This window comes from Hallerella succinigenes, assembly GCF_002797675.1.
Taxonomy (GTDB): Bacteria; Fibrobacterota; Fibrobacteria; order Fibrobacterales; family Fibrobacteraceae; genus Hallerella; species Hallerella succinigenes.
Map to the genome: position 1 here is coordinate 431,452 of NZ_PGEX01000001.1, position 13,939 is coordinate 445,390.

General features: G+C 51.1%; 10 protein-coding genes and 2 tRNA genes. 8 read left to right on the forward strand and 4 right to left on the reverse strand.

Going from position 1 to position 13,939, the window contains the following annotated elements:
- Positions 1-972 carry a PhoH family protein gene (locus BGX16_RS01875; protein ID WP_100424534.1) on the forward strand — a complete coding sequence of 324 codons (972 nt, stop codon included), beginning with the start codon at positions 1-3 and terminating at the stop codon, positions 970-972.
- Positions 969-3,260 (forward strand): HD family phosphohydrolase, encoded by a 2,292-nt coding sequence (locus tag BGX16_RS01880; RefSeq protein WP_100424535.1) that lies wholly within the window; start codon positions 969-971, stop codon positions 3,258-3,260. Before BGX16_RS01875 ends, BGX16_RS01880 begins: the two co-directional genes overlap by 4 nt.
- Before the next feature lie 12 nt (positions 3,261-3,272).
- Here the strand turns inward: BGX16_RS01880 and BGX16_RS01885 are convergent, their stop codons facing one another.
- Positions 3,273-4,937 carry an endo-1,4-beta-xylanase gene (locus tag BGX16_RS01885; RefSeq protein WP_100424536.1) on the reverse strand — a complete coding sequence of 555 codons (1,665 nt, stop codon included), beginning with the start codon at positions 4,935-4,937 and terminating at the stop codon, positions 3,273-3,275.
- Between the two features lie 152 nt (positions 4,938-5,089).
- Here BGX16_RS01885 and BGX16_RS01890 point away from each other — a divergent pair, with 152 nt between their 5' ends.
- The 5 genes from BGX16_RS01890 (at position 5,090) to BGX16_RS01910 (ending at position 8,505) form a co-directional block, all read left to right on the forward strand.
- The gene (locus tag BGX16_RS01890) at positions 5,090-6,442 is read left to right on the forward strand and encodes an IS5 family transposase (protein ID WP_198514820.1); all 1,353 of its coding nucleotides are present in this window, start codon (positions 5,090-5,092) and stop codon (positions 6,440-6,442) included.
- Between the two features lie 135 nt (positions 6,443-6,577).
- A complete protein-coding gene (locus tag BGX16_RS01895; protein ID WP_198514820.1) occupies positions 6,578-7,930 on the forward strand; it encodes an IS5 family transposase in 1,353 nt (450 codons plus the stop codon).
- Between the two features lie 227 nt (positions 7,931-8,157).
- Positions 8,158-8,343, forward strand: coding sequence for a hypothetical protein (locus BGX16_RS01900; protein ID WP_157797815.1), 186 nt, complete (start codon positions 8,158-8,160; stop codon positions 8,341-8,343).
- Positions 8,344-8,418: transfer RNA gene (locus BGX16_RS01905), tRNA-Val, on the forward strand.
- A gap of 11 nt (positions 8,419-8,429) precedes the next feature.
- Positions 8,430-8,505: transfer RNA gene (locus BGX16_RS01910), tRNA-Asp, on the forward strand.
- A 349-nt stretch (positions 8,506-8,854) separates the two neighbouring features.
- Here the strand turns inward: BGX16_RS01910 and BGX16_RS01915 are convergent.
- The 3 genes from BGX16_RS01915 to BGX16_RS01925 all read right to left on the reverse strand — a co-directional run bounded on the left by BGX16_RS01915 (position 8,855) and on the right by BGX16_RS01925 (position 12,685).
- Positions 8,855-10,024, reverse strand: coding sequence for a phosphoglycerate dehydrogenase (locus BGX16_RS01915; protein WP_100424538.1), 1,170 nt, complete (start codon positions 10,022-10,024; stop codon positions 8,855-8,857).
- A 40-nt stretch (positions 10,025-10,064) separates the two neighbouring features.
- Entirely contained in the window at positions 10,065-11,804 is a 1,740-nt protein-coding gene (gene ispG, locus BGX16_RS01920) for a (E)-4-hydroxy-3-methylbut-2-enyl-diphosphate synthase (protein WP_100424539.1), read from the reverse strand.
- A 161-nt stretch (positions 11,805-11,965) separates the two neighbouring features.
- Complete coding sequence (locus tag BGX16_RS01925; protein WP_157797816.1) at positions 11,966-12,685, reverse strand: phosphatase PAP2 family protein; 720 nt, start codon at positions 12,683-12,685, stop codon at positions 11,966-11,968.
- 90 nt (positions 12,686-12,775) lie between these two features.
- Between BGX16_RS01925 and BGX16_RS01930 the strand changes: the two genes are divergently transcribed.
- Positions 12,776-13,726 (forward strand): ArsR/SmtB family transcription factor, encoded by a 951-nt coding sequence (locus BGX16_RS01930; protein ID WP_241899407.1) that lies wholly within the window; start codon positions 12,776-12,778, stop codon positions 13,724-13,726.
- Positions 13,727-13,939: the final 213 nt, after the last annotated feature.

Genomic DNA, 13,939 nt, shown 5'->3' on the forward strand with positions numbered 1-13,939 from the left:
ATGGATTCTGAAGTACGTTATCCTCTTTCCGATGATTTGAAACGGATCATCGCGGGTGAAAATGAAACGGTCTTCCGCATGGTGGAAGACCGTTTTTCCGTTATTATTCACTCAAGGCTTCCCGGACTGCGCATCGAAGCCAAGGGCAAAAAAGCCGATATCCAGGGAGCTCTCTCCCTGCTCGACCAGGTGAAGCTCGCCGCAAAAAGCGGCACATTCCTTTCCAAGGGCTTCCTTTCCCGCTTGGCAGACGACACGTCCAAACATTCTTGTTCAAAGAAAAGCGTCTCCAAGCCATTCATTCCCGACACGCCGATTCTCAGGAACAAGCTCGGACTTCCGGTTGTTCCCAAGACCGCTTCGCAGGCGGAGCTCGTCAAAGCCTGTGACTCAAACGACATCATTTTTGCCGACGGTCCTGCCGGTACGGGTAAAACCTTCCTCGCTGTCGCGATTGCGGTCGCAAGCCTGGAGCGCCATGAAGCAGAACGGATATGCCTTGTGCGTCCGGCCGTCGAAGCAGGAGAATCCCTCGGTTACCTTCCGGGCGACTTAAAGGAAAAAATCGCCCCGTACCTGCGTCCAATCCAGGACAGCCTTGCGGAGCTTTTGCCGCAGGAAAAACTCCGCAAGTACCAAGAAGACGGTCTGATCGAAGTCGCGCCCCTCGCCTATATGCGCGGACGCACACTCAAACACGCCTTTATCATTTTGGACGAAGCGCAGAACACGACCATTCCGCAGATGCAGATGTTCCTCACGCGACTCGGCCAACATTCCAAAGCGATTATTACCGGAGACTCTTCGCAAATCGACCTCGGTCCGCGTCAGGTTTCCGGCTTTGCACATGCAATCCGCTTGCTGTCAAAGATCCAAGGCATCGCACACATCGCGTTCCCGCAGACCGACGTTCTCCGTCATCCGCTGGTTCGTGAAATCGTGAAAGCCTACGAACATGGAGGCAAAAAGTGAACAAGAAGTCTCTCAAACTTCACCTGATCATCGGATGGGCCATTATAGTTGCCCTGGGAATCGTTTTGTTCCCGGACAAGGACCTTGCCCAAAAATCCGAAGTTCCGCACTTGGGGCAGATCAGCGCCCGCACAATCGTCGCGCCGATTTCTTTTGAAGTTCCCAAGTCCGCGCAAGAAATTGCAAACGAAAAGGCGCGAGCTGCCGACAAGGTTTATGCGGTTTTCGAATTCAACCACGACGAAACGGTCCGCATTGCAAACGACTTGAAGTCCTACCTCACCAAAGTCGCCCGCTATGGCGCTTTGCAGGCAGAAATTTCCGAGGGCTCCGCTGACGCTGCGGACTCGTCCCTGCAACTGAAGGTGCAACAAGCTTCTCAAGCTTTCCACGTGCTCACCAAGCGCCTTTCGAACACCGCCGTGCAACAGCTCTCTTCGAGCAAACGCGCCCGAGATTCCCTCGAAAGCGTTTTCAACCGCATGCTCGACAACGGTGTTTCGAACACGCTCCTCGCCACGAACAACACGAGCGTCCAGCTCTTCCGCGACACGTATAACGTTCAGGATGTGAACTTCATTCCGTATTCCAAAACGGAAGTTTCTTTTGTGCGCGACAACGAAGAACGCAAGCTCGACGCGAGCCGCATCCAGCCTCGCGAACGCGCTATCGACGAAGCCTTTACCGACCTGCAGCAGTACTTCAAAAACCAAGGTTTGCAGAGCGCGTTCTATGAAGCCCTATATGTGTTCACCCTGCCGAACGTCTTTTACTTGAAGAAAGAAACGGAACATCGCCGCGTCGCCGCCGAAGCCCAAGTGAACGCTTCCAAGGGTATGGTTCCCCGTGGCATGGAACTGATTTCCCAAGGCTCGATCGTGACCAAAGACGTCCTTGAACGTTTGGAAGCCTTGCAGAACGCGCTGCAGAAAGAAGAAGGATCTCGCCACTTCACGGCGGTCTACGGCCAGATGATCTTTATCGCGGTCATCATCACGCTCTTCTTCCTATACTTCTTCTATTTCAACGCCAAGCGGTTCCGCAACCACCGTCAGCTGTGGTCAATCGTGGCTCTTGCCGCTCTCCAGTTGATCGCTTTTGCGGCGATTCACCATTTTGTAGGATACATTCAAAAGACTTCGACGACCATCCCGGATATCGACGTCATCTGGTTCTATCCGTTTATCCTTTCCCCGGTGATTGCGACGGTTCTTTATGACCGACGTATCGGTACACTGTTTGCGGTCTTCTCTGCCTCGTTCCTCGGTATTCTTTCGGGCTATGACCTTTCGACGTCGATGCTCGCCTTTGGAATTTCCTGGGCAGGGCTTCACAACTTGAACAGCATCCGTTACCGTTCGCAGTTCATTTGGAGTATTCTCTTTGCGCTCCTTGCCTTCGCCGGAGCCCTTGCGATTCAACTTTTGCTGCGCAACCGCTTTAACTGGGAAATCATTTACCCGACCTTTATCGCGGGCGTCATCAACATCGTCTTCTGGAGCGCGATTTCCTCGGTACTTCTCATTCACCTTTCGGAACGCATCTTCGGCATTACAACGGACTTGACGCTCATGGAACTTTCGGACTTTAACCGTCCGGCTTTGAAGCGCATTTCGGATCTTTCCCCGGGAACCTTCCACCATTCGATCCAGGTGGCAAACCTCGCCGAAAAGGTCGCCGACGAAATCGGTGCAAACGCACTCCTTGTACGCACCATGGCGCTTTACCACGACATCGGCAAGACCATGCGACCGGAATTCTTCACCGAAAACCAGAAGCAAGGCATCAATCCGCACAAGAACCTGCCGCCGCGTGATTCCGCAAAGATCATCATCGGTCACGTAACACAAGGCCTTGAACTCGCCAAGGAATTCAAGCTTCCAGCAGTTATCAGCGACGGCATCGCCGAACACCACGGTTCAGGCATCGTCCAATACTTCTATCAGGAATCGAAAAAGCTCGATCCGGAAAATACCCGCGTCGAAGACTTTACGTATCCGGGACCAAAGCCTCAATCCAAGGAAACGGCAATTCTCATGATTTCGGACGTAATCGAAGCATCGAGCCGCGCCATGCCGGATCCGAGCGCCGAAAAGCTCGAAGACCTTGTCAACACGACCATCAACGCCCGCTTAAACGAAGGTCAGCTTTCGGAAAGCGGACTCAATCTGCGCGACCTTTCGAAGCTTTCCAAGGCATTCTTGCAGAGTCTCGACGGGACGTACCATACGCGTATAAAATATCCCGCTGCGGCACTTGCAGCGGGAAGAATCGGGCGTCAAGTTTAAACGTTCGAAGCTTTATTCCAAGGTTCCCAGATTCTTTGACTGGGAGCCTTTTTTTGTTTTGAGTTCATAAAGGCCCGGATACCCGCGGAAATGCACGGCACCGTTTTCGTCTGCGACAAGAGTTTCGTTCGTCGTCCAGACCTTGTGCCACAAGTCGTAAACCCTTTTACCCGCAGGCTTTTCCGTTCCGTCCGCAGCAATGAAGCCTCCGTTGCCCGGAATCCAATGACGGCTATCCCAGAAGCCCCAGAAGAGAATTCCCTTCACTGCAGGATGGCTAAAGGCGGAACGGAGGAACATTTCATACTGCTCCGCGCGTTCTTCTTCCGAGAAGACAAATCCGCGATCATACGAACCCATGTCGAATTCCGTCACCTTGATCGGAAGGCCGAGTTCCGCTAAACGGTCCAGGCGTTCCTTGATCAGCGCAGGCACGACCTTTCCACCGTTGAAGTGACACTGCACACCGATGCCCATCACCGGAACCTTGCGGTCGAGCATGCCCTTGATGAGTTCGTAATAACGTTCCGTTTCGCCCATCGCGACGACGTTATAATCGTTCACGTAAAGCTTCGCGCTCGGATCGGCGCGGTGCGCCCATACAAAGGAGCTGTCGAGAAGATCCCAGCCGCACTTGTCAAAGAGATACGTTTCGTGGATCGGTTCGTTCCAAACGTCGTACTCGGTGATTCTGCCCTTGTATTCCTTCACGTCGCGGTCAATGCGGTCATGAATCTTTTGGGCGATTTCCTTGCAGGAACCTTGATTGCCGAAATGCTTGTCGTAGTCGTACTTTTGAATGCCCCAAACGAGCGTGTGAGCTCGGAAGCCCCAGTTGTAAGCCTTTGCAAAGTCCAGGTATTTCTTCAGTTCTTCACGGCGAATTTTTCCCTTTTTCGGTTCGTATTCCGGCCACTTGAACTGGTTTTCGGGAACCGCATACCAGAAGTACTTATTGGCGGTATTACGGTACCAAGTTTCCAGGCTATCATTCATTTTGCCGTAGAAGGCAATTGCCGTACCGAATGGGAACGCATGACGCTTGAGCGCCATGTGGACCGTATCGCCCGGAGTAAATCCGTCCGCCGTCAGATTCTGCTTGCGAATGGAATCGATACGCGCCGGTGAATTCTTGTACCAGTTTACGTCAAAGCTTTCATCGACCGTTTCCACGGAGACATCATCCAAGTAAACGTTACCCGTCAAATATCCCAGCTGGAAAACCACATTGTTCACGCCGTAACCTTTTTGATCCGGCAAGAACTTCATCTTGTAAGTTTTCCATTCCGGAGTGAGCGTAAACGAAGAAGAAGTCTTTTGGCGATAATCCGGAGGACCGCCCTGCACAACAGCATTGATAGAGCCGCCCTTGTCGGCTTTCGCCTTAAAGCTCAATTCATAAAAGACCGTATCTGCGAGGAATTTAGGCGGCTGCAGCTGAAGTCCCCACCAATCCTTTGGTTTCGCGGTGATCGAAACGACTGCACCCTGGGAACCTTCGAAACCGATGCCCGGCGCACCTATCTTTGAAGAGACTGTCGCAGGTCCATCGGGATTGTTCCAAAGGTACCAGCCGCCATCTCCGTATTCCATGTCTCCGTTCGTCATCACGTTCTTGGCCGAAACATTTGCCGCCAAAGCCAATGCGGTCAAAGCGAAAAGCGTTTTAGGAAGCATAAGACTCCTTCGTTTAAGTTCCTTTTGAATATATATATAGTCGTCCCTTAAAATCCCGCCCAGCCCGCATAACTATTGGGAAAAACTGATTTCTACCCTGTGAAAATATTGCAAGGTTTTCTAAAATATGATTGAAAACCTTGCAATTTTTTATGTACAGACCGCCAAAATCCCACGCACAGACAAGCCTTTTCTGTTCCCTTGAGGAGCAGTTGAACCACAAGCATTCCCTCTACGTTCTCGCGAACAAGATTGACTGGAACAAGTTCGAGACCGAGTTTTCGAAACGGTTTGACGACAAAATGGGTGCGCCGAACAAGCCGATCCGTCTCATGACCGGGCTCATCATCCTGAAGCACATCCGCAACGTATCGGACGAGTCCGTCGTGGAGCAGTTTCAGGAAAACGCCTATTACCAGTATTTTTGCGGAGAACGGTTCTTCTCGACGGAGCAACCCTGCGACCCGAGCGAACTTGTTCACTTCCGGCACATGATTGGCGAAGCGGGCATGGACATGATCCTCAAGGAAAGTATCCTCGTCAACGATGACCACGATAAACAAGGACCGACAGGATGCGGCACGGTCTTTCTTGACACGACCGTGCAGGAAAAGAACATCACGTTCCCTACAGACGCCAAACTTGCGAACAAGATAATAGAACAGGTACAGAGGATCGTGGAAGAGCATGATCTTCCGCAAAGACAGTCCTACAAGAGAACCTTGAAGAAGGTCCATCGTGACCAGCGTTTCCGCAATCACCCGAAGAACGGCAAGAAGGCTCACAAGGCAGATCGCAGGCTGAAGACAATCGCGGGACGGCTCGTCCGTGAATTAGAGCGAAATCTCGCCAGCAAGAACTTGTTGAACACGTACAAAGAAAAAATCGAGCTTTTCAAAAAAGTTCTGGCACAGAAGAAATGCGACAAGGACAAGGTCTATTCGCTTCACGAACCCGAAGTAAAATGCATCGGCAAGGGCAAGGAACACAAGAAATACGAGTTCGGCAACAAGGTGTCAATCGCCCGGAGCTACAGCGGCATCATTGTCGGCGCGGTCTCGTTCCGGGACGAGTATGACGGACATACGATAGACGATACGCTTGACCATGTTGAACAAATGCTTGGATTCAGGCCGAGCCAGGCCGCATGCGACCGAGGCTACCGCGGACAAAAGGAATCCGGAACGACAAAGATCGTGATACCGGACGTCCCGAAGAAAAACGCGACTTACTACCAGAAGGAAAAGGCTCACAAGCTTTTTTGCAAGAGGGCAGGCATCGAGCCTATCAACGGCCACCTGAAAAGCGACCACCGTATGGGTAGAAATTTCTACAAGGGAATCTTTGGCGACATGCTCAATGCAAAGCTTGCAGCAGCGGCGTTCAACTTCAAGAGGGCCATGAGGCGCTTTTTTGTCCTGTTGGAATGGCTATACTGTTGCTTCCTTTGCCGGGAAGGGGTGAATAAAAACGGCGAACCTCCTTATCCTGCGCTCGCGAAGTGACTTTTTAAGGGTCAACTATATAGTCATCCCTTAAAATCCCGCCCAGCCCGCATAACTGTTGGGAAAAACTGATTTCTACCCTGTGAAAATATTGCAAGGTTTTCTAAAATATGATTGAAAACCTTGCAATTTTTTATGTACAGACCGCCAAAATCCCACGCACAGACAAGCCTTTTCTGTTCCCTTGAGGAGCAGTTGAACCACAAGCATTCCCTCTACGTTCTCGCGAACAAGATTGACTGGAACAAGTTCGAGACCGAGTTTTCGAAACGGTTTGACGACAAAATGGGTGCGCCGAACAAGCCGATCCGTCTCATGACCGGGCTCATCATCCTGAAGCACATCCGCAACGTATCGGACGAGTCCGTCGTGGAGCAGTTTCAGGAAAACGCCTATTACCAGTATTTTTGCGGAGAACGGTTCTTCTCGACGGAGCAACCCTGCGACCCGAGCGAACTTGTTCACTTCCGGCACATGATTGGCGAAGCGGGCATGGACATGATCCTCAAGGAAAGTATCCTCGTCAACGATGACCACGATAAACAAGGACCGACAGGATGCGGCACGGTCTTTCTTGACACGACCGTGCAGGAAAAGAACATCACGTTCCCTACAGACGCCAAACTTGCGAACAAGATAATAGAACAGGTACAGAGGATCGTGGAAGAGCATGATCTTCCGCAAAGACAGTCCTACAAGAGAACCTTGAAGAAGGTCCATCGTGACCAGCGTTTCCGCAATCACCCGAAGAACGGCAAGAAGGCTCACAAGGCAGATCGCAGGCTGAAGACAATCGCGGGACGGCTCGTCCGTGAATTAGAGCGAAATCTCGCCAGCAAGAACTTGTTGAACACGTACAAAGAAAAAATCGAGCTTTTCAAAAAAGTTCTGGCACAGAAGAAATGCGACAAGGACAAGGTCTATTCGCTTCACGAACCCGAAGTAAAATGCATCGGCAAGGGCAAGGAACACAAGAAATACGAGTTCGGCAACAAGGTGTCAATCGCCCGGAGCTACAGCGGCATCATTGTCGGCGCGGTCTCGTTCCGGGACGAGTATGACGGACATACGATAGACGATACGCTTGACCATGTTGAACAAATGCTTGGATTCAGGCCGAGCCAGGCCGCATGCGACCGAGGCTACCGCGGACAAAAGGAATCCGGAACGACAAAGATCGTGATACCGGACGTCCCGAAGAAAAACGCGACTTACTACCAGAAGGAAAAGGCTCACAAGCTTTTTTGCAAGAGGGCAGGCATCGAGCCTATCAACGGCCACCTGAAAAGCGACCACCGTATGGGTAGAAATTTCTACAAGGGAATCTTTGGCGACATGCTCAATGCAAAGCTTGCAGCAGCGGCGTTCAACTTCAAGAGGGCCATGAGGCGCTTTTTTGTCCTGTTGGAATGGCTATACTGTTGCTTCCTTTGCCGGGAAGGGGTGAATAAAAACGGCGAACCTCCTTATCCTGCGCTCGCGAAGTGACTTTTTAAGGGTCAACTATATATCTTCTCCCAAATTCCAGTCGATACAGCAGACACAGTTGGTACAAAAGGTTATTTTCCCCTGGATTCAGTTTTTTTTTCGCTCTTTTTTCAGACTTTCTTAAACTTTTTTCATTTTTTCTACAAAATACCCTTGACGCCTCTAAAAGTTCTTTATATATTTGGGTCACCCAAGCGGTGATAACGCTAAACAAGGTAAAGAAAGAAATGAAAAAGAACATTCTTTTAGTTACAATCGGAACCTTGTTGATCGTGATCGGATTCATCTGCCTCGCCCAAGGCCCTGCAGAAAACCCCGTATCACTGACTGTCGCACCGATGATCTTGATTTTTGCTTACCTGGTTGTGATTCCAATTGGAATTCTCTGGGGCGGTAAAAGCCAGAAGAAATAGGGGCGATTAGCTCAGTTGGTTCAGAGCAGCTGCCTTACAAGCAGCGGGTCAGCGGTTCGAATCCGTTATCGCCCAGAAGATTTTCTGGGGTGGTAGCTCAATTTTGGTTAGAGCACCGGCCTGTCACGCCGGAGGTTGCGAGTTCAAGCCTCGTCCGTCCCGCTAGAAACCCTCTCTTCAACGAGAGGGTTTCTTGTTTTAAATTCAGAATACTTCCCCGCAATTGTTCATCCTCACAATTCAAAAGCAAGTGTAGCCTGCAGCAATTCTTCAGCAAGCAATGCCGATGATTCAAGCAAGGATTCGAGCAAGGATTCGAGCCATGAGCAAGCCTAGAATCCCCTTCGAACGCCGTTTGCAAAGAAAAAGGCGTCCAGTACGCCGACGAATACGCAGGCGCCGTAAACGCCTGCAACGATGCAGTCAGTACAAAGTAATTCCCTCCTCCCCAAATCGAAAACGCCCGGCTTTTTAGCCGGGCGTTTTCGATTCTAAACTTTGAAGGCAAAGCTTAGAAGTGGATGACGCGAACGCGGATCACCTTTTCGAGCTTCGTCAAAGCGTCGATAATGGAATCATCCACAGCCGTTTCGACGTCGATCAGGTTGTAACCGATCTTGCCGTTAGACTTGTTGCTGAAGCTTGCGATGTTGATGTTTGCCGCACCGAAGACCTTCGTGATTTCTGCGATCATGTTCGGAACATCCTGGTTGATCACCACGACGCGGCTCTTCACTTCTGCGTGCGGATAGCTGTCGAGCGGCGGGAAGTTCACAGAGTTACGGACAACGCCGAATTCAAGGTAGTCCTTCAATTCTTCCACAGCCATGACTGCGCAGTTTTCTTCCGCTTCTTCTGTCGAAGCACCGAGGTGCGGGAAGATGGAAATCTTTTCGTGCTTCAAGGAGCGAGCGTCTGCAAAGTCGGTGAGGTAGCCAGCGAGCTTGCCTTCGTCGAGCATCTTGTAAACGGTTTCCATGTTCACGATGCCACCGCGTGCAAAGTTGAGAATCAAAGAGCCCTTGAATGCAGCGAGGTTCTTTTCGTTCAACATGTTTTCGGTCACGCCCTTGATGAACGGAACGTGCACGGTGAGGTAATCCGCCTGGGAAATCACTTCGTCGATTGTCTTCACAACAGTCACGACGTTCGAAAGCTTGTGCATGTTGGCTGCGCTCGGATACGGATCATAAGCGACAACCTTCATGTTCTTCCAACGAGCATAGTTGGAAACAAGAACACCGATCTTGCCGAGGCCGACGACGCCGAGGGTCTTGCCGGCGAGTTCGGTACCGGAGAACATCTTCTTGCCCTTTTCGATCGTCTTTTCGAGAGCCGGATCGTTCGGGTCGAGAGACTTGACCCAAGCTTCTGCTTCGGAAACGTGGCGAACAGCCATGCCGAGCACGGTCATCACGAGTTCTGCAACAGCATTTGCATTAGCACCCGGCGTGTTGAACACGCAAACACCCTTTGCGCTTGCCTTGTCGATCGTGATGTTGTTCACACCAGCGCCGGCACGGGCGACAGCCAACAGACCTTCAAAAGAATCCGTATCGACCTGTGCACTGCGGACGAGAATCGCTTCCGGAGATTCCACGGAATCAGAAACTTCGTACTTGTCACTAAAAAGGTCGAGGCCTTTCTTCGAAATGTTGTTCAGAGTTTTAATCTTACGCATTGTGAGTTCCTTTTTATGAAGGTTCGTTAAATAAAACTTTTTAGCCCTCGTTGTACTTGCCGCGAGAACGGATGAGTTCTTCGAGTTCGTCCAGAGCCTTGTCTTCCGGCACGTTGCGCTTGACACAAGTCTTGCCTTCGAAAAGGTTGATGAAGCCCGGAGCGCCGCCGACGTAACCGAAGTCCGCGTCAGCCATTTCGCCTGTTCCGTTCACAATACAGCCCATGACGGCAATCGAGACATTCTGAAGCTTACCCAAGCGAGCTTGGATTTTTCCTAGCACCTGCTGGATGTTGTACAATGTACGGCCACAGCTCGGGCAGCTGATGAATTCCGTTTTGCTGCGACGGACACCTGCAGCCTGTAGAATGTCGAACGCGAGAGCGACTGCAGACATCTGGTCTGCCGGATCTTCAATCACCATGGCGTCTCCGATACCGTCCGAAAGAAGACTGCCGAAATCCGCTGCGGTCTTGAGCTTTTGATCCTCCGAACCGTCGATCTTCTTGTACAGAAGAATCGGGTTCTTTGCGTTCTTCGCTTCCATCGCAGAAACGAGAGCGCGCGTTCCATAGGCGAGATTATCGCCCGTATACGTCACGAGAGAGCCTGCCGGAACTTCCATGCAACCCGCAGCAAAGGCGTTGATATCGAACATATCCTTGAAAACGACGATCCCCTGGGAATCGAGGCCCGTAAAGGCGAATTCCGGAGTACGCGGCTTACCACTGATGCTGACCGCACTTACCGCTTCGCCCACGCGAACCATTTCCTTGCCGCCCAATTTGACACCGGAGAAACTCGTCACCGTTGATTCACGACGTTCGTAATGGTACGGATCCTTTTTCCATTCCGGAACCTGGTAATGGAGTTCTTCCTGCGGAATTTCGCAAACGTGAATGAGTTGCTGAGCCACCGGGACTTCTGCCACCGGATCTTCCGTCAGGGAAACGCGAATCGTGTCCGCGAGACCGTCGATCAAAAGGGCACCAATACCAACCGAGGACTTAAGACGTCCGTCTTCGCCCGCACCCGCTTCCGTCACACCGACGTGGAACGGATACTGCTTAAAGCCTTCCTGCTTGAGTCTTGCGGCGAGCATGCGGTAAGCGCTGATCGCAACGCGAGGAGTCGAAGACTTGAGGCTCACGACAACCTGGTCAAAGTGTTCCGCTTCGCAGACCGCGAGATATTCGATAGCGCTTTCGACCATCCCTTCGACGGTATCGCCGTAGCGGTAAAGCATACGGGCGCCAAGAGAACCGTGGTTCACACCGATGCGGATAGCGCGGCCCAAACGGCGAGCTTCCTGCACAAACGGCGTAAAGGCTTCGAAAACCTTTTCACGGCCTTCTTCAAAATCTTTATCAGCCTGCTTGTCGAGAGTCGCAATACCGGTATCCACAAAGTTACCCGGATTAATGCGCACCTTTTCGACCCACTTCAAGGCTTCGAAGGCGGCCTTCGGCTGAAAATGGATGTCGGCGGAAACAGGAACATTGCATCCTGCCGCACGGATTTTCTGCATCACTTCCTTCAATGCCTGTGCATCGGCAAATGTCGGAGCTGTAATGCGAACGAGTTCGCAGCCCGCATTCGCAAGGGCAAGTGTTTCTTGAACGGTTTTATCGATATCCTTTGGCTTTGTCGTCGTCATCGATTGGACGAGAATCGGAGCTCCTCCACCGATTAGGGCATCACCTACACGGACTTGGACAGTTTCTCTACGAACCGGAGAAAAACGGTTCGGAACATAAGGAAAATCAAAAGTTTCAGGCATGATTCAAATATAGCTAAATCCAGAACGCAGAACGGCCATTCTACAGTTTCACACCCTTACAAGTCCGCTACACAGCACACATACATGCCCCTAAAGCGCACAAAATCGTCCCATTCCACGTAATGCGACTTTTGGCTAAAGGACCAGTCCCTCGGAAACAATCAAAAATGCATCACCACCCCAAAGTACCCCGGAGACGCAGCCACTTTCACACGGGAAGATTCATGCAATTTCAAAACCAGAAAACTCGAAGCCGACCCCACCAAGGCTCCCACGATAACATCTGTCGGAAAATGCTTACCCGCCGCAATCCGCATCACACCGACAGCCGTTGCAGCGACCAAGGTTCCACCCCAAACAAGCGGCACATATGCGGAATTCGGATACTTTTCCATAAACCAAAGACTGCTAAAAACCGCAACCGAAAACGCGGTGCCCGTATGCCCGGAATAAAACGACCCCCAGGACTCTCCACGGCTTCTGTCCGCCTTGGAACGGTAAATTTCCGGACGTCCCCAAAGGCGCATGCTGCGCACGATCAAATTCAAACTGCTCTGCCACAAGGTGATTTCGGCGGCGGTCAAAAAGAAGGTCATCGCTTCACGCGTCGAAGAATTACCCAAGGCGAGTTCCACCGATTCAAATCCGAGCGGAAAAGCGATGAGCGCATAAAGGCTCCAATCGCTGAGATAATCAAAGCTAGGATGGTACGTTCCCGCAAAAGGCCTGTCCCACGGCAAGAGTTCATCCTTAGAAGGCTCTCCCGACCGCGGCTCCATTTGCGAATACGTGTACTGCGAAAGCACATAAGTGGCAACGCCCAATGTGAGAATCGGAGCGTCTACTGTCCACGACAGCGCATAGGGAGGCTCTTCCGCCATGGCTTTCGTCCCTAGTGCCGCAGACAAAATCCATGCAAAAAAGAGCATACAAGCATTAAACTTCATCATAAAAAAGATAAATTTTATTTTATGCAAGAGAAAAACGAAAATCTGGAGCCGCTCAAGCCGAACCTGGATCTTTTCAACGCGATTTCCGACGAAACGCGTCTCAAGATTCTGATGATCCTCTCGCATTCGGAATTTACGGTGAACGAACTCAAGGAAGTTCTCGACATTCACCAGTCGAATGCCAGCCGCCATTTGTCCAAGCTTTCCGCCTGCGGACTTTTGAAGGACCGCCGCGAAGGGACAAAGGCTTTTTACGGTCTTTCGGACGACCTTTACATGAGCAGTAGACTTTACGATATGATTTCCAAGGCTTGGGAACAGCTTCCCGACTTGGCTGTTGTCGAAAGCAAGGTCGAAGAACTCCTGGTTTCACGTCGCAACAATTACTCGGCCAAATTCCACAAGCTTTCCGAAGCCGGTGGAAGCCTCCGCGCCCAGATTTCGCTTTTTGCCCATTTGATGGTCCAATTCGACCATGCAATCGACATCGGATGCGGCGAAGGCGGCGATCTGAGCTTTATGCTCGCCGGACGTTGCAAAAAAGTGACCGCGATCGACATCAGCGAATCGAGCGTCAAAGGCGTGAACGAAATGGCCCGAAACCGCGGATTTTCAAATATCAAAGCTCTTTGCGCCGACATGCGAAAGATTCCCCTGCCAACGGGATGCGCAGACCTCGTTTTGATGAGCCAGGTTCTGCATCACGCCCCGAGCCCTCAGGAAGCCTTGGCCGAAGCCGTACGACTCTTAAAACCGGGCGCCACTCTTGCTCTGCTCGACCTCGCCGAACATCACGAAGAAGAGCTCCGCGAAACCCACGGGCACCTCTGGCTCGGTTTCAGCGAAGAACGCATCCGCTTCCTTTTGCAGAACCAACCCTGTGAAATCGTAGAAACGGAAATCATCCAAAGCGAAATTTCCGAAGAGAAAAAGCTCCCCGCTATCTGCATTATCGTAAAAAAAATCGGATAGATCGCTTTCTTTTTGGGCATTTATTTAGTAAATTGAACATGTAATCAAGGAGTCATCTATGGGAAAAATCATCAAAGTTTTGGGCATTGTTGTGGTATTCTTGCTTTCTCTATTCTCGATTTACCACATTATCCAGTCCCGCGCACTCGATGAAAATGCAGCCGATTAAAGCAGTTTCATTAAATCATTTGCAACACCGCACCTCACAAGATG

Excerpts from the sequence above, each read along its gene's own strand:
- BGX16_RS01875 (WP_100424534.1), top strand. The coding sequence starts at position 1 with ATGGATTCTGAAGTACGTTATCCTCTTTCCGATGATTTGAAACGGATC.
- BGX16_RS01885 (WP_100424536.1), bottom strand. The coding sequence starts at position 4,937 with ATGCTTCCTAAAACGCTTTTCGCTTTGACCGCATTGGCTTTGGCGGCA.
- BGX16_RS01890 (WP_198514820.1), top strand. The coding sequence starts at position 5,090 with ATGTACAGACCGCCAAAATCCCACGCACAGACAAGCCTTTTCTGTTCC.
- BGX16_RS01895 (WP_198514820.1), top strand. The coding sequence starts at position 6,578 with ATGTACAGACCGCCAAAATCCCACGCACAGACAAGCCTTTTCTGTTCC.
- BGX16_RS01900 (WP_157797815.1), top strand. The coding sequence starts at position 8,158 with ATGAAAAAGAACATTCTTTTAGTTACAATCGGAACCTTGTTGATCGTG.
- BGX16_RS01915 (WP_100424538.1), bottom strand. The coding sequence starts at position 10,024 with ATGCGTAAGATTAAAACTCTGAACAACATTTCGAAGAAAGGCCTCGAC.
- ispG (WP_100424539.1), bottom strand. The coding sequence starts at position 11,804 with ATGCCTGAAACTTTTGATTTTCCTTATGTTCCGAACCGTTTTTCTCCG.
- BGX16_RS01925 (WP_157797816.1), bottom strand. The coding sequence starts at position 12,685 with ATGGCGGAAGAGCCTCCCTATGCGCTGTCGTGGACAGTAGACGCTCCG.
- BGX16_RS01930 (WP_241899407.1), top strand. The coding sequence starts at position 12,776 with ATGCAAGAGAAAAACGAAAATCTGGAGCCGCTCAAGCCGAACCTGGAT.